This is a genomic window from Gordonia sp. NPDC003504, assembly GCF_053587995.1.
In genome coordinates this window covers 510,456-528,489 of the sequence record NZ_JBSFPC010000002.1, presented here as the reverse complement: position 1 = coordinate 528,489, position 18,034 = coordinate 510,456, and the positions used below count along the sequence as shown (strand labels likewise).

General features: G+C 67.7%; 16 protein-coding genes. 6 read left to right on the top strand and 10 right to left on the bottom strand.

The features are described from left to right. The first annotated feature begins 100 nt into the window (after positions 1-100). Positions 101-520, top strand: coding sequence for a hypothetical protein (locus ACWDPV_RS06650; RefSeq protein WP_449742261.1), 420 nt, complete (start codon positions 101-103; stop codon positions 518-520). A 176-nt stretch (positions 521-696) separates the two neighbouring features. Further along, entirely contained in the window at positions 697-1,326 is a 630-nt protein-coding gene (locus ACWDPV_RS06645) for a hypothetical protein (RefSeq protein WP_449742260.1), read from the top strand. 51 nt (positions 1,327-1,377) lie between these two features. Here the strand turns inward: ACWDPV_RS06645 and ACWDPV_RS06640 are convergent, their stop codons facing one another. From ACWDPV_RS06640 to moeA, 4 genes are all read right to left on the bottom strand, one after another. Next, positions 1,378-3,699 (bottom strand): AAA family ATPase, encoded by a 2,322-nt coding sequence (locus tag ACWDPV_RS06640; RefSeq protein ID WP_449742259.1) that lies wholly within the window; start codon positions 3,697-3,699, stop codon positions 1,378-1,380. Next, entirely contained in the window at positions 3,696-4,685 is a 990-nt protein-coding gene (locus ACWDPV_RS06635) for a CDP-alcohol phosphatidyltransferase family protein (protein WP_449742258.1), read from the bottom strand. Before ACWDPV_RS06635 ends, ACWDPV_RS06640 begins: the two co-directional genes overlap by 4 nt. After that, positions 4,682-5,407 carry a phosphatidylserine decarboxylase gene (locus tag ACWDPV_RS06630; protein ID WP_449742257.1) on the bottom strand — a complete coding sequence of 242 codons (726 nt, stop codon included), beginning with the start codon at positions 5,405-5,407 and terminating at the stop codon, positions 4,682-4,684. The genes ACWDPV_RS06635 and ACWDPV_RS06630 overlap by 4 nt, the downstream gene beginning before the upstream one ends. A gap of 117 nt (positions 5,408-5,524) precedes the next feature. Beyond that, on the bottom strand, positions 5,525-6,763 hold the full coding sequence (gene moeA / locus ACWDPV_RS06625) for a molybdopterin molybdotransferase MoeA (RefSeq protein WP_449742256.1): 1,239 nt from the start codon (positions 6,761-6,763) through the stop codon (positions 5,525-5,527). A 120-nt stretch (positions 6,764-6,883) separates the two neighbouring features. On the opposite strand from moeA, the gene ACWDPV_RS06620 reads away from it, so the two are divergent. After that, the gene (locus ACWDPV_RS06620) at positions 6,884-7,681 is read left to right on the top strand and encodes an HAD-IIA family hydrolase (RefSeq protein WP_449742255.1); all 798 of its coding nucleotides are present in this window, start codon (positions 6,884-6,886) and stop codon (positions 7,679-7,681) included. Positions 7,682-7,702: 21 nt separating this feature from the next. Here the strand turns inward: ACWDPV_RS06620 and ACWDPV_RS06615 are convergent, their stop codons facing one another. The 5 genes from ACWDPV_RS06615 to ACWDPV_RS06595 form a co-directional block, all read right to left on the bottom strand. Continuing rightward, complete coding sequence (locus ACWDPV_RS06615; protein ID WP_348805216.1) at positions 7,703-8,158, bottom strand: SRPBCC family protein; 456 nt, start codon at positions 8,156-8,158, stop codon at positions 7,703-7,705. A 132-nt stretch (positions 8,159-8,290) separates the two neighbouring features. After that, positions 8,291-8,722 carry a DUF350 domain-containing protein gene (locus ACWDPV_RS06610; RefSeq protein ID WP_449742254.1) on the bottom strand — a complete coding sequence of 144 codons (432 nt, stop codon included), beginning with the start codon at positions 8,720-8,722 and terminating at the stop codon, positions 8,291-8,293. A 542-nt stretch (positions 8,723-9,264) separates the two neighbouring features. Further along, positions 9,265-10,377: an acyl-CoA dehydrogenase family protein gene (locus ACWDPV_RS06605; protein ID WP_449742253.1), complete on the bottom strand. Its 1,113-nt coding sequence runs from the start codon at positions 10,375-10,377 to the stop codon at positions 9,265-9,267. Positions 10,378-10,426: 49 nt separating this feature from the next. Then, positions 10,427-11,626: an acyl-CoA dehydrogenase family protein gene (locus tag ACWDPV_RS06600; protein ID WP_449742252.1), complete on the bottom strand. Its 1,200-nt coding sequence runs from the start codon at positions 11,624-11,626 to the stop codon at positions 10,427-10,429. Beyond that, positions 11,601-12,899: an MFS transporter gene (locus ACWDPV_RS06595; protein ID WP_449742251.1), complete on the bottom strand. Its 1,299-nt coding sequence runs from the start codon at positions 12,897-12,899 to the stop codon at positions 11,601-11,603. Before ACWDPV_RS06595 ends, ACWDPV_RS06600 begins: the two co-directional genes overlap by 26 nt. Positions 12,900-12,988: 89 nt before the next feature. Here ACWDPV_RS06595 and ACWDPV_RS06590 point away from each other — a divergent pair, with 89 nt between their 5' ends. Together ACWDPV_RS06590 and ACWDPV_RS06585 are read left to right on the top strand one after the other, a co-directional pair. Further along, positions 12,989-13,570, top strand: a complete 582-nt coding sequence (locus tag ACWDPV_RS06590; RefSeq protein WP_449742250.1) for a TetR/AcrR family transcriptional regulator C-terminal ligand-binding domain-containing protein — start codon at positions 12,989-12,991, stop codon at positions 13,568-13,570. Positions 13,571-13,613: 43 nt separating this feature from the next. Beyond that, positions 13,614-15,029 (top strand): amidase, encoded by a 1,416-nt coding sequence (locus ACWDPV_RS06585; protein WP_449742249.1) that lies wholly within the window; start codon positions 13,614-13,616, stop codon positions 15,027-15,029. A gap of 224 nt (positions 15,030-15,253) precedes the next feature. Here the strand turns inward: ACWDPV_RS06585 and ACWDPV_RS06580 are convergent, their stop codons facing one another. Then, positions 15,254-16,510: a threonine/serine ThrE exporter family protein gene (locus ACWDPV_RS06580; RefSeq protein ID WP_449742248.1), complete on the bottom strand. Its 1,257-nt coding sequence runs from the start codon at positions 16,508-16,510 to the stop codon at positions 15,254-15,256. Positions 16,511-16,870: 360 nt separating this feature from the next. Between ACWDPV_RS06580 and ACWDPV_RS06575 the strand changes: the two genes are divergently transcribed. Then, positions 16,871-17,986: a linear amide C-N hydrolase gene (locus tag ACWDPV_RS06575; RefSeq protein WP_449742247.1), complete on the top strand. Its 1,116-nt coding sequence runs from the start codon at positions 16,871-16,873 to the stop codon at positions 17,984-17,986. The last annotated feature ends 48 nt before the right edge of the window (positions 17,987-18,034 follow it).

The window sequence follows — 18,034 nt, the reverse complement described above, 5'->3', positions numbered from 1 at the left end:
GGCGGGCGGGGTGGTCATGGCGCGGGTGTCGAGTGTGTCTGTCCGGTGGCCGGGAGTGTCACGACGTGACGTCCGCGGGCTCTACCTTACCGTTGCTCCCATGGCTCGGCTGAATGCAGTGGTGAGGGTGCTCGCCGTGATGCTGGTGATATCGGTGGCAACGGTGCTGATCGCGGCATGCGGCAGCGACGACGCGCCGACCCGTCCGGGGCTGCCCGCCGATTTCCCGACCGCGCAGGTACCGCTCGTCGACGGCCAGGTGCTGACCGCCGACGGTAGCAAGGATCACTGGACCGTCACCGTGCAGGCACCGGCGAATCAGGGCAACCCGATCGAGGGTGCGGTGACGAAGCTGACCGACGCCGGCTTCACCGAGGAGGGCCGGGAGAGCGACTCGGGTCAGACCGTGGTGCGGATGTCGGGGACGAAGGACGGCACCACCTACTGGGTGACGCTGGGCATCACACCGGCCGCGGCCGCCGGTGCCACCTCGGTGTTCTATCAGGTCAGCGTCGGCTGAGCGGACGGGTGAGCCAAACGTAGGGCAGATCGGTTCGGGCCGTGCCGCGGTTGACAGCGGGTTCACAGGTGATGGGCAGTACCGGCCAAGCGGGTGTCGCCACCGTGGAGTCGTTGAAACCGATCCGGGACGCAGGTGTCTGTGACCGGACCAAACCTGAAAGCGAGAGTGACACGATGTCGACTCCCGACACCACGACAGTTTCCGATACGTCGACGGCCCCCGACGCAACGCCCGGCACCACTGCGGCACCGTCGAATGCCGACGCCTACAGCGACACCGCCCCGACGGCGCCGGTCGGACAGAGCCCGACGGCCGCCACCGCTCCCACCGCCCCGATCGGGTCGACACCGGTCGGGTCGGCGCCGGTCGCCGGTTCGCCCGCGCCGGCGGCCGCGGTTCCCGTCGCTGCTCAGCCGGGTTCGGGCCTGCCGTCGAAGACCAAGAACGCCGTGATCGCCGGCGGTATCGGCCTCGCCGTCGGCTTCGGGCTGCTCGGCTTCGGTGCCGGCTACGTCGTCGGCGATTCCGGCTCGTCGTCGAACACCCAGCAGTTCCCCGGTGGTGGCATGGGCGGCCAGCAGGGCGGCGGCATGGGTGGTCAGATGCCCGGCGGCGGTATGGGTGGCCAGCAGGGTGGTGGCATGGGTGGTCAGATGCCCGGCGGTGGTATGGGTCAGATACCCGGCCAGAGCGGGCAGACCCAGAACGGCCAGAGCGGGCAGACCCAGAACGGCCAGACCGGCCAGCAGCAGGCTCCCACCCAGGCGCCGACGCAGACCGACGGTCAGACCCAGACCAGCTGACGAAAAGTGGGGGAAGAACATCATTCTTCCCCCACTTTTTGTTGGTCGGGATCAGGTGAGCCGACGCTCCGCGTACGCGCGGAGGTTCTCCACCTGCGCGGCATCCAGGGATGCGCGCACCCGGGTACGGGCGTCGGCGATGTCGTCGGCGGTGACGGTCGCGGCGTCGATGTTGCGCCGCATCGCTGAGAGGGCCGCCTCGCGCAGCAGCGCCGAGCAGTCGGCGGCCGAGTAGCCGTCGAGATCGGTGGCCAGGTGATCGAGATCGATGTCGTCGGCCAGCGGGACGTTGCGCCCCGAGGTCCGCAGGATGTCGGCGCGGGCGGCGGCATCGGGCGGCGGGACGAAGACCAGACGCTCGAGCCGGCCGGGGCGTAGTAACGCCGGATCGATCAGATCGGGCCGGTTGGTGGCGCCGAGCACGACCACATCGGTCAACGGTTCGACGCCGTCGAGTTCGGTGAGCAGGGCGGCGACGACGCGGTCGGAAACGCCGGAGTCGCTGGACTGCCCGCGCCGCGGGGCCAGCGCGTCGACCTCGTCGAGGAAGATCAGTGAGGGCGCGGATTCCCTTGCGCGAGAAAACAAATCGCGGACGGCGCGTTCGGACGAGCCGACCCACTTGTCCATCAGCTCGGCACCCTTGACGGTGTGCACCGACAATCTTCCCGACGCGGCGAGAGCACGCACCACGAAGGTCTTCCCGCAGCCCGGCGGGCCGAACAGCAGGACGCCGCGCGGCGGCTGCACGCCGAGCCGGGTGAAGGTGTCCGGGTGTTCGAGGGGCCAGAGCACCGCCTCGGTGAGCGCTTGTTTGGTCTCGGTCATGTCGCCGACGTCGTCGAGGGTGATCGACCCGAGTGACACCTCCGGCGATTCGCCGCGCGACACCGGCCGGATCACGCCCAGCGCCCCGGCGAGGTCGGCGTCGGTCAGCACGGGTGCCGACGATGCGGGCGTCGACGACGCGGCATCGGCGGTCACCCGCGCCGCGGCCCGCAATGCCGCCTCACGAGTCAGGGCGGCCAGGTCGCCGGCAACGAAACCCGGTGTGCGAGAAGCGATCGCCGAAAGGTCCAGCGCACCGTCGGTGGGTACGCCGGTCAGGATGGCGGCGAGCAGTTTGGCCCGGGTGGCGGCATCGGGCAGACCGATCGACAGTTCACGGTCGCACAACTGCGGATCGCGCAGCCGAATGTCGATCGCGGCAGGTTCGGCGCTTGTCGCGATGAGCGCGATTGTGCCCCCGCCGGTGTCCCCGCCGGCCGGATCGAGTGCGGTACGCAACGCGTCGAGGATCAGCGTCGATACCGGCTCCGGTTCGGCCGGCAACAGCGCATCGATGTCGGTGATGAGCAGAACACCGCCACCCGGACGCAGACCCGCGATCGCGTCGGTGACCGCACGGAGTCGGGCATTCGCCTCGAGCGCTCCGACCGTCGGACCGTCGACGACGGTCATCGGACGCCCGGCGACGACTGCCCGCACGACCGTAGCCTTGCCGACGCCGGCCGGACCGGTGAGCAGGACCCCGAGCCGCGGGATGGCGCCGAGCGTCCGCAGCACCTCCGGCTCGTCAAGGGTGATCCGCAACCATTCGGTGAGCTTGGCGACCTGGGCATCGACGCCGACCAGTTCGGCGACCGATCGCGCCGGCCGCGCCGCACTGACAGCGCTCTCACCCGCACTGACAGCGCTCTGTTCCACGTTGACAGCGCTCATTCCCACGTTGACAGCGCCCTGGCCCGCATTGACGGCGCCCTGTCCCGCACTGACAGCGCTCACTTCCGCATTGACAGCGCCCGGATTCCCGCCGACGGCGCCCACGGTCCACATCACCGCGGTGTTCGGCTGCACGCTCACCGGCGCGCCGGGCTCGGTGGAGGTGACGGTGAGCAGTTCATTGGTCCAGGTGATGCCCACCGACACCGCGAGGGCGCGGACCGCGTCGCCGGCGGTCAGCTCGGGACCGAGATCACGGGGTAGCAGGGAGACGGTGTCGCCGACGGAGAGCACCTTGCCGAGCAGTGCCCGTCGCAGGGTCGTCGGGTCGACGCCGTGGCTGGCCAGGGCCGATCCGCTGACGATGACTCGCGCGGCGGCCTGCACGACCACCGGGCCGATCACCACCTGTGCGTTCTCCCGCACACCGGCGTTGGAGAACGAGATGTCGTCGAGCAGGATGGCGCCGGTCGCCGCATCCGGTGCGGTGGCGCCGACGACGGCCGCGGTGACGCGCGCCCCGGTCAGACTCACGGCATCCCATTCGCGCAGGCCGAGGGCGGTCAGGACCTCCGGGTGGACGCGGACGATCCCGCGTCGGGCGTCGGCGGCCGACGGATTGAGCCGCGCGGTCAGGGTTAATTGGCTCATGACGGACGACGCCCCGAGTCGTCGGTGCGCGGTGGCCGGTGCAGGCCGAGTCGACCGTCGGACTTCTTCATCGCCTGCCGACGCCGCGGCATGACGCGTCGTCCGGAACCCTCCCGGGCCAGGGCTCGCCGTTCGGCGCGACGTTCCTTCGGCGCGGCGTCCCAGTGTTCGGGTCGCGAGGCGACCCAGCGTCGACTCCGCCAGGCGAACGGGATGTGCACGGCGTAGCCGACGATGGCGATCACCATCAGGACGTAGGGAAAGGTCAGCAGCAGGGCCGCGCCGATCGCCACCAGGAGTAGCAGGCCCGGCAGCGCCCGGGCCGACACCTTCGCCGCCTTCAGCGACGCTGTCGGGATGCGGCTCACCGCGAGGAAGGCCACCAGCATCAACCAGATCCCGACCGCGGCCAGCGACGTCCACCACCCCGTCCCGAACTGCTGCAGCAGTCCGACGGGCAGCAAGGCGCCGATCGCGGCGGCCGGCGCCGGCACCCCGACGAAGAAGTCGCGGGTGTAGGCGGGGGCGTCATCGTCGTCGAGCAGGGTGTTGAACCGGGCGAGACGCAGCACGATCGCGCAGCAGTAGATGAGGGCGAGCAGCCAGCCCAGGTCGGTGCCGTCGAGCAGCGCCAGATACACCAGGAATGCGGGCACCACGCCGAAGTTGATGACGTCGGCCAGCGAGTCGATCTCGGCGCCGATCTTCGTGGTCGCACCCATCAGGCGGGCGACCCGGCCGTCGATGCCGTCGAGCAACGCGGCCGCGACGAGCAGGCCCAGCGCGGCGTTGATGTTGCCGTTCATCGCGAACCGGATGGACGTCATCCCGGCGCAGATCGCCAGGATCGTCAGCGCCGACGGCACGAACATGCGCCCCGCGGCGGCCTGACGACGCAGCCGGGACTGCTCGGCCGGCGAGGTCCGACGACCCGCCACCCGCGTGGGCGGGCGTTGGGTGACGGGACGCTCCCGGTGCGGACTCATGCGCGGTCGCCACCCAGGGTGGCCAGCGCGGTCTCGGCGCCGATGGTGCGCTGGCCGAGCCGGACCTGCGGCACCGTTCCGGGTGGTAGGTAGACGTCGACGCGGGACCCGAAACGGATCAAACCGTACGTCGCGCCGACCGACAGCGAATCACCCGCCGACGGCTCGCAGACGATGCGACGGGCGAGCAGGCCGGCGATCTGGACGACGGCGATGTCGTCGCCGGTTGCGTCGGCGCGCAGTGTCATGGTGGTGCGTTCGTTCACCGAACTGGCGTCGGGCAGGTCGGCGGAGACGAACCGTCCCGGCGTATGCGTCACCGACGTGACCGTTCCGGACACCGGAACCCGCTGCACGTGCACGTCGAAGAGTGACAGGAACACCGACACCCGCGGCCGTGGTGTGTCACCGAGGCCGGCCTCGGCGGGTGGGACCGCCTCGTCGACGAGGCTGACCGTGCCGTCGGCGGGGGCCGCGACGACTGCCGGATCGGTGGGTGGCACCCGGGCGGGGTGCCGGAAGAACGCGGCACACGCCCCGGCGGTGAGGGCGGCCGGCACCCGGATCCAGCGGTGTCTGCGGCCGACGACGGCGAGGCCGGATGCGGCGGCGACGAAGGGCAGACCGGCGGGATGGACCGGGGGAATGGTCTCTTTGGCCAGGGTGAGCAGATGTGCAGGTGACAGGCCGTCTGGTGCGTCCGGCCGCGGGCGCCTCGCCACAGTCAACCTCTCCGATGTCGGGGGATGCGCACTCCGATGGTGCGCCCGTACAGCTTAGAGCCCCCGGTCGCGAAGGAACTGCCGGGACCGTCCGCCCGTCCGCTACCCACCCGCCGACTACCGCAGTCGGATGACGTCGACCTCGTCGCCCGCTGAGAGCGTCACGGTGTCGGCGTCGATGTCGACGAGGGCCTCGGCACGCGCCAGGTTGCTCAGGTGATGCGACGCCGGGGGGCCCGCGGGGGAGATCCACGGGCCGTCGGGGTGGCGGACGAACAGTCCGCGCTGGAACTGGCGTTTGCCCGGCGGTGACGTGAGGTCGGTGGTGATCTTCGCGCGCAGACGTTCCCGGCGCCGGTGCAGTCCCATCGCCGCACGCAGCGGATCGCGGATGAAGATCTCGAAGGACACCAGCGAACTCACCGGGTTGCCCGGCACGGTGACGATCGGCACCGCACGCCCGTCGGGTGCACGAAAGTGGCCGCAGCCCTGCGGCATTCCCGGTTGCATCGCCACCTTCGCGAACTCCACGCCACCGGTGGCGGTGAGGGCCTCCTTGACGACCTCGAACGCACCCGCGCTGACGCCGCCGGAGGTGATGATGAGGTCGGCGTCGGCGGCGATGTCGGCCAGCCGGCGGAGGAACTGGGCGGGGTCGTCGGGCACGAAGTGCACGTGCCGCGCGATGGCCCCGGCCTCGATGGCCGCCGCCGTCAGCATCGCGCCGTTGGATTCGTAGATCTGGCCGGGCAGCAGCGGCTGCCCCGGCGCCACCAGTTCGGAACCGGTCGAGAGCACCGCCACCCGCTGTCTGTGAAAGACACGGACCTCGGTGATGCCGAGGCCGCAGAGCAGACCGATCTGCGCGGCACCGATCTCGGTGCCCCTGGCCAGCGCGGGGCTGCCGGCGGCGATGTCGGAACCGGCGAGCCGGATGTGTTTGCCGAGCGGAACGCCGGCGGTGATCGTCACCGTGTCGGGCAGGTCGGCGTCGCCGGTGAAATCGGCCGTCGTCGACTCGACGGGTACCACCGCGTCGGCGCCGGCCGGCATCGGAGCGCCGGTCATGATGCGTGCGGAGGTGCCCGGTGCCAGTGGGGGTGGGTCGGTGCGTCCAGCCGGGATGTCGGCGGCCACCGGCAGGATGGCCGGGTGCTCGGAGCTCGCCTCGGCGACCTCGGCGGCCCGGACCGCGAATCCGTCCATCGCGGAATTGTCGAAGCCGGGCAGCGAGATCGGCGCGTCGATCGGTTCGGCCGTGACCAGGCCCAGCGCGTCGGTGACGGCGACGGTGACCGGTTCCGGCGGACCGAACAGGTCGGCGACGATCTGCTGATGGACATTCACCGGGCGCATCGCCCCAGCATGCCATCGCCCCGGCATGCCATCGCCCCACCGGGCCGTCGTCGGTGCACACCGAGGGAACTGGGGGCGTCGAGCTCTGCGGGCATCGGCGACCGATACTAGATTTGGTCTATGAGTCTCGGGTTGCTGCTGGACATCGACGGCGTGATGGTCACGTCATGGGAGGCGCTGCCGGGTGCCGTCGATGCGGTGCGCTCCCTGGCCGACCGGCAGATCCCACGAATGTTTTTGACCAACACCACGTCTCGTTCGCGTGGGGATATCGCCGACGCCCTCGCGCAGGCGGGATTCGAGGTGGCACCCGAGGAGATCCTCACCGCCGCGAAGCTCACCGCGGAATATCTGGCGCAGACCTACCCCGGCAAGAAGGCGTGGGTGCTCAACGAGGGGCCGATCGCCGACGACATGACCGGGGTTCCCCTCACCGACGACCCGTCGCAGGCGCAGGTCGTCGTCCTCGGTGGGGCGGGCCCCGTGTTCACCCACGAGGCGCTGTCGACGGTGTTGGAGATGCTGCTCGCCGGGGTGCCGGTGATCGCGATGCATCGGTCGATGATCTGGTCGACGGCGTCGGGCCTGTCCATCGACACCGGCGTCTACCTCGAGGGGCTGGAGAAGGCCGCCGGCCGCAAGATCCGCGCGATCGGCAAACCGTCCCCGTTGGGTTTCCGGGCGGCCGTCGAGGTGATGAATCTGGAACCGACGCAGGTGGTGATGGTCGGCGACGACATGCACAACGACGTGCTCGGCGCGCAGGCCTCGGCACTGATCGGGGTACTGGTGCGGACCGGGAAGTTCCGGGAGGAGGCCCTCGCCGCCCTGCAGCGCGACGAGTTCGGCCCGGTGCCCGACTACGTCATCGACTCGATCGCCGACCTACCCGCACTGATCGACAAGCTCGACGGTTGAACCGGGTACGCTCGACGCCTCCTATGCCTCCGCGGCCTTCTTGATCTTGCCGAGGGTCTCGGCCATCCCCAGCTTGAGCTCTTCCTCGAACGACTCGGTGCCGCCCATGAGCTTGTCGACGAGCACCGACGACACCTTGGTGGTCGTCCCGCCGGGCGCCTCACGGCGTTCGGTCAACGTGACACCGGCGTCGGTGGGAGTGATGGTGTAGCTCCACACGGTGTGGTTCTCCGCCACCCGGAAACCGATCTCCTGATTCGGGGCGAACCGCACGACCTTGGACGTGGTCGGCCACACCAGCGGTCCGCGACGGTTGATGTTGATGGTCTTGGTGCCGAGTTCCACCGGGCCGCGGATGATCATCTTCACGCACTGCGGGCTCCACTCACCCATGCGCTTGAGGTCGGAGATCACCGTCCAGACCGCCTCCGGGGAGGCGTTGATGTCGATGGACTCCTCGATGAGTGGTGCAGCCACGGTTCGGTTCCCCTTGTGTTGATCGGTTCGTGTGAATCGGTCGATGACGTCGTGATCGGTTGAAAGACCCCGACGGGTGACGTCGGATATGGGCGACCCTAGGCCACCTATTGAGCAACCGTCAATAAGCGGTCAGGCGAGCAGCGTGGCCGCGATGACCGCGCCGATCCCCACGAACACCGCCGCGGTCACCCAGATCGCCGGGTGATCCCGGGAATCGTCGAGCAGGATGGTGCCGAGTTTGCCCGGGGTCAACCAGTCGATGAGGACGAACGACCACATCATCACCGCGATCGCGACCACCGCGTACGCGATGGTGTAGAGGAGGCCGCGCCACAACTCCAGGAAGGCCGTGTCGAACACCGACCCCACCAGCACCAGCGACAGGCCGATCACCATCGACACCGTCATGATCATCGCGTTGCGATTGTGCTCGACCCACACCAACTGCCGGAGTCGTCCCGGCGTGACGAGGTCGAGAGCGGCGAAGCCGAGGATCAGCAGCGCGATGCCGACCAGCGAGAACGACGCCGCCTGGGCCAGATTGTCCCGCAAGATCTCCACCCGAACTCCTGTCGTCACCGATCGTCGAGGCCCGTCCGTCACCGGCCGGGTCAGAAGAAACCCTAGCGACAATGGTGTCCCGGGCGTCGGGTTTGGCACCCACGACATGCGGTCGCCGACGAGGTCGGCACGATCACGCTGGGCCAAACCCTGGTCACCGCGATCTGTTCGGGGCCTACTGGGCGGGATCGTCGTGGGAATCGAGTGGCGCAGGAGGTGTCCGGGATGGGCTGGTTGGCACGACTACTGGAGAACGAGCATCGCCGGCTGCTGGACGGTGTCGCGGGACTGTGCCCCGAGTCGGTGGGTGCCACCGCCCTATGTGCGGACACCCCGTGTGTCGACACCGTGAGTGCGAATCCCGTGAGTGCGAACGCCGTGACCCCACCCGCCGTGACCCCACCCGCCCCGTCGAGTGGGCGCCCTTTCCCGTCGAGTGTGCGCTGATTTCCGTCGGGTGTGCGCCAGGCAAGTACCGCCCCGACCACCCGCCGTGTGCGGCGGTTGATCGGGGCGGTGGCGTTCTCGCGTTCAGCGAGTTGTCAGAGCAGTCCGACGAGGTCGTAGCTGCCCACGTTCTTCGACAGCGCCCGGAGGTGATCGTTGGCGTCGCCGAGCGTGTGGCTGATCGCGGTCAACCGGGACAGGTAGTGACCCACCGGGTACTCGGCGGTCATGCCGATGCCGCCGTGCATCTGCACCGCTTCCTGCCCGACGTGTCGCAGCGAACGGCAGATCTGCAGCTTCGCGCGTGAGGCGACGATCGGGTCGGCGACGCCGTCGGCGAGCGCGGTGGTCGCGTACAGGCTCATGCTGCGGGCGAGTTCGAGCGAGACGTACACGTCGGCGGCCCGATGGTCGAGGGCCTGGAACGTCGACAGGGTCACGCCGAACTGCTTGCGCGTCTTGAGGTAGTCGACGGTGAGGTCCAGGGCGCGCTCCATCGCGCCGACGGCCTCGGCGCAGAGGGCGGTCTGGATACCCACCTCGACGTCGCTGAGCAGGGCGCTGGCATCACCCGAGCCGAGCCGCGTGGCCGGTGCGTCGGTGAAGGTGATCTGCGCACCGCGTCGACGATCGCTGGTGCGGTAGGCGACGCGGTCCACGCCGTCGGCGTCGGCGTTGACGAGGTAGAGGCCGAGCTCGCCGTTCTCGCGCGCCGAAACGATAAGCTTGTCGGCGCAATCACCGTGGGGGACAAGCGCCTTGGTTCCGGTGAGCTTGCCGTCGGCGACGGTCGCATCCACCGCGGCGGCCGGCCAGCGATCGCCGGACTCGTGGTGGGCGAAGGCCATCAGCAACTCGCCGGATGCCAGCCCGCCGAGAAGCTCGGCGCGCAGCTCGCCCTCGGCGGTGGCGACGATCAGCGAGCTGGGCACGAGTACCGAATCCAGGTACGGCTCGGGCGCATTGGCGCGACCGATCTCGCCCATGACGCTGGCGAACTCCACCGGACCGGCGCCCGCGCCGTCGTCCTCCTCGGGGATCGTCAGACCCAGGATGCCGATGTCGGCCAACGACTTCCAGACATCGCGGCTCCAGCCGAGTTCGGTGTCGGTGACCTTGCGCAGCGTCTCCACGTCGTAGGTCTTGGTCAGGACGTCGCGGACGGTGTCGCGCAACATCGTTTGTTCTTCGGAAAGTTCGAAATCCATGAAAAATTCCTCGGTTGTCGAGAGGTGTTGGGGCAGAAGGGGATCGGGGCTACAGGCCGAGGACGGCCTTGTCGATGATCTGCCGCTGAACCTCCGACGAACCGCCGTAGATGGTCACCTTGCGGTAGTTCAGGTACGTCGGCACCGACAGCTGCGCCCACTCCGGGGCAAGGATGTCGGCGGAACCGTTGGCGGAGCCGGATTCGATCGCGGACACCGGCAGCGACTGGGGGCCGGCGATGTCGGCGATCAGCTCCATCGCCTCCTGCTGCAGTTGGCTACCGCGCAGCTTGAGCAGCGACGACGCCGGATTCGGCTTGCCGTCTGCGGAGGACGCCACCACCCGCAGCTGCGTGAGTTCCAGTGCGAGCAACTCGTTTTCGAGTTCGGCCAGACGTGCGGCCAACAGCGGATCCTCGAGCAGCGGGGTGCCGTCGGCGGCGGTCACCTCTCGTGCGAGTTCCTTGGCGCGGGCGAGCTTGGTGCGGGTGTAGCCGACGCGGGCGATGCCGTTGCGCTCGTTGCCGAGCAGGAACTTGGCCTGTGTCCAGCCCTGATTCTCCTCGCCCACAAGGTTTTCCACCGGAACGCGGACATCGTTGAAGAACACCTCGTTGACCTCGAAGCCGCCGTCGATCAGCTGGATCGGGCGGAGTTCGACGCCCGGGGTGTCCATCGGGAACAGCAGCATCGAGATGCCGGCCTGCTTCTTGACGTCCGGGTCGGTGCGCACCAGGCAGAAGATCCAGTCGGCGAACTGGCCCAGCGTCGTCCAGGTCTTCTGGCCGTTGACGACGTAGTGATCGCCGTCGCGTACCGCCCGGGTCTTCAGAGATGCGAGATCCGAGCCCGCTTCCGGTTCGGAGAAGCCCTGGCACCACCAGATATCGAGGTTGGCGGTCTTGGCCAGGAAACGTTCCTTCATCTCCGGGGAGCCGAACTGTGCGATGACCGGCCCGATCATGCCCGCGTTGAACGGCAGCATGTCCGGCACCGACGCCAGGCTCATCTCCTCGCGGTAGATGTGGTGCTGGATCGGGGTCCAATCCTGGCCGCCCCACTCCGTCGGCCAGTGCGGCACCGCATACCCGGCCTCGTTGAGGATGCGGGTGGTGGTGACGACGTCCTCGGGGTAGTTCAGCTTTCCGGCGGCGCTGCGCTCACGAATGTCCTTGGGGACCTGGGTCGTGAAAAACGTCCGGAGTTCCTCGCGGAATGCTTCCTCACTTGAACTGTATTTCAGGTGCATGCCTACCTTCATACTCTTCGAGGTCGCGGGGCAAAACCCGGGATCGCGAATCGGTCGGCTCCGGCGCCGACAATGAGACAATTCCGGCACGCCGTCGCGCCCGCCGCGACAGCACGGCCCCGACGATCGCGACCAGCAGAACGTAGATGACGTAGCCGACGACGGTCTCCTGGAGTCCGACGTGACTGACGACGAGTCCCGCGATCACGGCCGGGCCGCTGAAGGCGAGGTAGCTGACGATGAAGACGGCCGAGAACACCTGTCCGCGCTGCGGCGGTGGGGTGGCGGCGCTGATCGAGTCGAGCGCACCGAGGAAGGTCGCCGCGAAGCCGGTGCCGGCGATCAGCGAGCCCGCCACATAGAACGGCAGCGCCGAGGTGAGCACCCCGACCAGCGAGATCACCGCGCCGGCGGCCAGGGCCGGGTAACCGTAGGCCAGTTTGGTCGCGGCGTCGCGTCCGATGAGGGCCAGCGAGGTGAGTGCGCCGGCGGCGAAGAAGGTGAACAGCAGGGCGCCCGCCTCGGCGTGATTGTCGATGCCGAAGACCTTCGCGATCACCGACGACCCCAGCGAGAGGTAGAGCCCACCCATCGACCACGTCGCGACGAAGGCGGGCAGGGCGCCCCAGAAGAGATGGCGGATCTCACTGGGAACCGACGCCTGCGGGGCCAGGGTGGCGAGCATGTGTCGGCGTGAGGTGAATCCGATGCGCGACGATGTCTCGGGCACGACCAGCAGCGCGACGAGCAGTACGGCGTAGATGCCCAGGGTGATCTCGTAGACCAGGAATCGCGGTTGCGGCGCGTACTGGACGAGGACACCGGCGATCGCGACCCCGGCGGCCAGGCCGATGGTCGGGGCCGCCCCGGTGATCGCCGAGCCGAGGCGCGCACTGGGCTGCAGGTCGACGACGGTGGCGGTCAGCGTGCCGATCGCGGCCCCGGTGGCCAGGCCCTGCAGAGCGCGAGCTGCGATCAGGATGCCGACGCCGTCGGCGGCCAGGAACAGCACCATGCTGGCGATCAGCAGGACCAGGGCCGCGGCCAGTACCGGTCGGCGGCCGATGTGATCGGAGAGCGATCCCACCGACAGCAGGCTGATCAGCATCGTCACCACGTAGATCGCGAACACCCCGGTCAGGGTGAACGACGAGAAGCCCCAGAGCTGCTGGTAGACCGGGTACAAGGGCGACGGGGCGGCGGAGGCGAATAGGACCATCACCACGGTCGCGGCGATCACCCAGAATGCGCGGTGCGGATGTAGACGCGACATCGAACCTCCAAAAGCAAAGTGGTTTGCGTTAGGGCCAACCTAGCTGGACGTGGACCTCTAAAGCAACGCGATTTGCAATAATCGATTCCATGAGTGCGGTAACAGCTGACAACACCGAGGTCACGGCGGGTCGCCGACCCGGTGGACGCAGTGCGCGGGTGCAACACGCGGTGTACGACGCGGTCGGCCAACTCGTCGCCCGCGGTGAACGCGAGAGCATGACGATCCCGCAGGTCGCCGACCTCGCCGGGGTCAACCCGACCAGCATCTATCGACGCTGGGGATCGATCACCGCCCTCCTCGAGGAAGTTGCGGTGGCCGCGCTCACCCAGGGCGAGGCGCTGCCGGACACCGGCACGCTGGCCGGGGATCTGGCCGAGTGGGCGCGCATCATCGGCGCCGACATCTCGCGGCCGTCGCGTCGCGCCTACCTGCGCGCGATGGTCACCGCGCGCGACGACCTCATCGACGAATGCCCGTGCTGGGAGATCCGCCGCGGTCAGGCCGCCGAGATGGTCGGGCGGGCTTCCGGCCGCCTCGAGGCCACACCGTCGGTGGAGCAGATCCTCGACCACATCATCGCGCCGCTCTATCACCACGCGGTCTTCGCCAAACACATCGACGACGAGTTCGCCACCCGCCTGGCCGCCGATGTCATGCGAATGGTCTGATCCTGACGAATCCGGTGCCCGGGACGTACTAGGCTCGGCGCGCATGAGGCATGTGCACGCGTTCGGTGACGACGCGCTGGGGGAATGGGACGCGGTCGGCGTCGCCGAGGCGATCACGCGACGCGACATCTCGGCCGCCGAGGCGGTCGAGGCGGCCCTCGCCCGGATCGACGCGGTCAACCCGACGCTCAACGCGGTCGCGGTGGACGACCGCGAGCGCGCCCGCAAGCGCGCCGTCGACGGCGGGTATTGCGGCGGCTCGTTCGCCGGGGTGCCCTCGATCATCAAGAACAACACACTGTTCGCCGGAATCCCGACGACGCACGGTTCGGCCGCGGTACCCGAGCGGGTGGCCACGAAGAACGAACCCTTCACCGATCAGTTGCTGTCCACCGGCGTGAACATCGTCGGCGCCTCGACCCTGCCGGCCTTCGGGCTGACCGCGACCACCGAATTCGTCGACCGCGAGCCCACCCGCAATCCCTGGGACACCGATTACTCCTGTGGCGCGTCGTCGGGTGGGTCGGCGGCGTTGGTGGCGGCCGGGGCGCTGCCGATCGCGCACGCCAATGACGGTGGCGGGTCGATCCGTATCCCGGCCGCGGCCTGCGGGCTCGTCGGACTCAAACCCACCCGCGATCGCGTCGTCGCCTCGCCCGAGGGGAAGTCGATGCCGATCGACCTGATCTCCAACGGTATCGTCAGCCGCACCGTCCGGGATACCGCACGCTTCCTCGCCGATGCCGAGACCTTCAGCCCGGCAAAGGGATTGCCGCTGGTGGGTCGCGTCGACGGGCCGTCGGAGCGGCGCCTGCGGATCGCGATGCTCACCGAACCGCTGACCGGGCAACTCCTCGACGACGACACCCAGGCCGGGTTGACCGCCACCGCCGAACTTCTCGAAAGTCTGGGTCACCGAACGGAATTCGTGCCGGTCCCGGTGGACCGTTCGTATATCACTGAGTTCACCTCGTATTGGGCGATGCTCGCGTTCGGTATCGATCACTTCGGCAAGCGGATGATCGACAAAGGCTTCGACCGTTCGCAACTCGATCCGTTCACTCGCGGGCTATCGCGGATGTATCTGCGTCGGATGTGGCGCACACCCGCTGTGATCCGCGGCCTCAAACGATCCACGGTTCAACTCCGCGAGACCTTTTCGCGTTTCGACGCGGTGCTCTCGCCGACGCTGGCGCACACCACGCCGAAGATCGGTTACCTCGATCCGGGGGTGGATTTCGACGAGGCCTTCGATCGGCTGACCCGGTACGTGGCCTTCACTCCGGCCAACAACACGTCGGGCACCCCGGGAATCAGCCTGCCGCTGGCGCAGACGTCGGACGCTTTGCCGCTGGGCATGCACTTCTCGGCCGATCTCGGTGACGAACGGACGTTGCTGGAACTCGCCTACGAACTCGAGGCCGCTCGGCCGTTCGCACGCATTCAGGACGCGGGCTGAGGCATTCCTCGGCCTGCAGGCCCGGGAGGCAGCCGGTGAGCTGTCCGGTCCCGTTGTGCCGCCGGTGATTCCGCTCGCACAGTGGGCGGCCCGCACCGGTCGTCGCGGTTGCCGGGGTGGTGGCGTCCTCCGGGATACCGAAGCCGAGATCGTGGGGGCGACATGACGGACAACGATCAGGGTCTCCCAGAGAATTGGGTCTGATTCCCCGTCCGGCGATCCCGCTACGGCCGTGGCCGCCACGAGTTCAGCAGCCGGATCACCAGGGGTGCCAGAACGGTGGCGATCATCATGCAGATGGCCATACTCAGCAGGGACAGGGCGGCATTCGTCCCGAGACCGGAGAGTTCGTGATCTTCGGTGATGACTCCGCTGATCGCGACGAAACCCATCGATCCCGGAACCATCAACCAGAACGGCGGCAGGTACATCACCAGCGTGCTCGGATGTCCCTTTGCGCGGTCGCTGACGACCCAGGCGACAAGCAGCGTGACGCCCAACGCGATACCGCCGGCGAACGCGGGCAGCATGACCAGCCGTGTCACGTTGTTGAGCCAGAAGGTTCCGAATGTCAACCCGATGGTCCACACCCACAACCGTTGGGGCGTACAGAAATACAGGATGTTGCCGACCGCGAACACCGGTCCGGCGAGCCACAGCACCCACGACGGCGCCTGTTCACTTGTCAGATCTTGCAGGTGAACGGACGTCAGGCCGGCGACGTCGAGGGCCAACGCGAATCCGAATGCCATCGACAGCAGCACGATCAGCGCGGAGACCAGGCGGGTCGAGCCGGCGATCATGTCGCCGGTGGTGAGTTCGATCAGTGCCGTGGTGAGTGCCGCTCCGGGAATCAGTGTCACCACCGGGATGACGGCGAGTCGCACCGGGTCGTCGAATCCGCCGTGCACCGACCACAGTGCAATGGGCAATGCGGCCAGAAACGTCAACAGGACGGGCATCAGGGCGGCGATCGCCGGTTTGGTGCCACTCCACAACAGCACCGCCGCAATCGGAATCGACAGGACGACGGCAGCGACCGACGCCAACGGGCTCATCCGGAAACACATGGCGAACCCCAACGCCATGAGCATGTAGCCCGCAATCCGGGCCAAGGGATGAATCGGTGGCGGGGCATCGGCGATCGCGCGCAGCTTGTGGAGCGCATCGGGAACCGGAATCGGTTCCCGCCGGAGCCGGTGCACCAGCGTCTCGGTGTCCGCGATCTGGTCGAATCGGTAGGGCGTACTGCTGTTCGCCATCGCCGCCCGACCCCGTTGACGATCGAGCGCGATGATGTAGGTCGCGAAGACCTCGGTCGTCGCGTCGTAGTCGTACGTCGTGCAGATCTCGTGAAGAACCTGCTGTGTGAGGGGAACCGGGTACGACGAACTGTTGAGCGCCTCACCGACCTCGGTGATGAGGGACAGCATGTCGTCCGGATCTGCCGATTCGGGCCGCTTCACTGCGTCATCTGACATGCCTGCACCTCACAGCGAGTCTCGATTACCATGCGGACCAACCGATGTGGTCGGACTGCCGACACAGCTCGGATCAACCTACACCGGGGTGACCGGCGCTTCGATGCGGAAGCCACCGCGCGAGAGCGGATCTGTTCGACGCCACCTGATGAGATCCATCGTCGCGTCATCGCCGACAGCTGACGATGACTTATAGAGGAACCGTGGCCGTCACGGGTGATTTCCGGAAACATTGGCACGGAATCGCTCGGATCGTGTCCCGAATCATCGGTGTCGCCCGCGGTAAACCTATTGCTGCGATGTTCTCTCGCATTGAGATAATGTTCTCGGCAGAATCGTCGACAACGAAAAGAGAATTCTGTGTGCACGCGTGTGATGTGGCCGGACGCCAACGGATCTGTCATCGTCGGCCGGAACATGGACTTCCATCAGGATCTCCACACCAACCTCTGGAAGCTCCCGCGCGGTGTCAAACGCAATGATCGCGTCGAGGGCAAGCTGAAGTGGACCTCGAAATACGGCAGTGTAATTGCCGGCGTATACGACATCCTGTCGACCGATGGGGTGAATGAGAAAGGGCTGGCGGGTCACATTCTGTGGCTCGCCGAGTCGGAGTACGGCACCCCGGATCCGAATCGTCCGCAACTGGCGATGTCGGTGTGGCTGCAGTACTACCTCGACAACTTCGCCACGGTTGCCGAGGCCGTGCGGTGGACCCAGGACAATGATCCGCAAGTGATTCCGATGGCGGATCCGACCGGCGGTAGCAACCCGGCGATTCATCTGGCTCTCGACGATGCCACCGGCGATTCGGCGATCTTCGAGTACATCGACGGCAAGCTCGACGTGTACCACAGCCGGGACTACTGGGTGATGACCAATTCGCCCACCTACGACAAGCAGTTGGAGCTCGTCAAGAAGTTCGAGGGTCTGGGCGGCTCGGAAGCGCTCCCCGGTACCTGCGACGCGGCCGACCGTTTCGCTCGTGCGTCGTACTACGTAAACCATCAGCCGCAGCCCACCTCGCGGCTGCAGGCCACCGCCGCGATGGGCAGCATCATACGCAATGCGGCACAACCGTTCCGCACCGCGGACCCGGGCAAGCCCGATGCGTCACAGACGTTGTGGCAGGTCGTCATCGACCTGACCAACCCGCGCTACATCTTCGAGTCCACGACCCGCCCGAACACCGTGTGGGTCGACCTGAAGGATCTCGACTTCAGCGAGGGATCGGGAGACGCAAAGCTCGACCTCGTCAACGGTCTCGAGGTCGAGCAGGGACTGTCGGGCAACGTCGGCCACAAGTTCAAGCATCACAAGTTCCACATCGTCTCCATCGAGCAGGCCAAGCTGATCGGGGAGCTGGTGGAGAAGGCCAAGAAGGGCCTCGACGCCACGAAGCCCATCGAGCAGCGCGTCAAGGACATTCAGGACAAGGTCGAGGCGAAGCTCGCGGAGTTCGTCGACGCGACCTGAGTCCACACTCCAGATAACGCCTTCTGTAACAACGTAATTGGGTCCTGT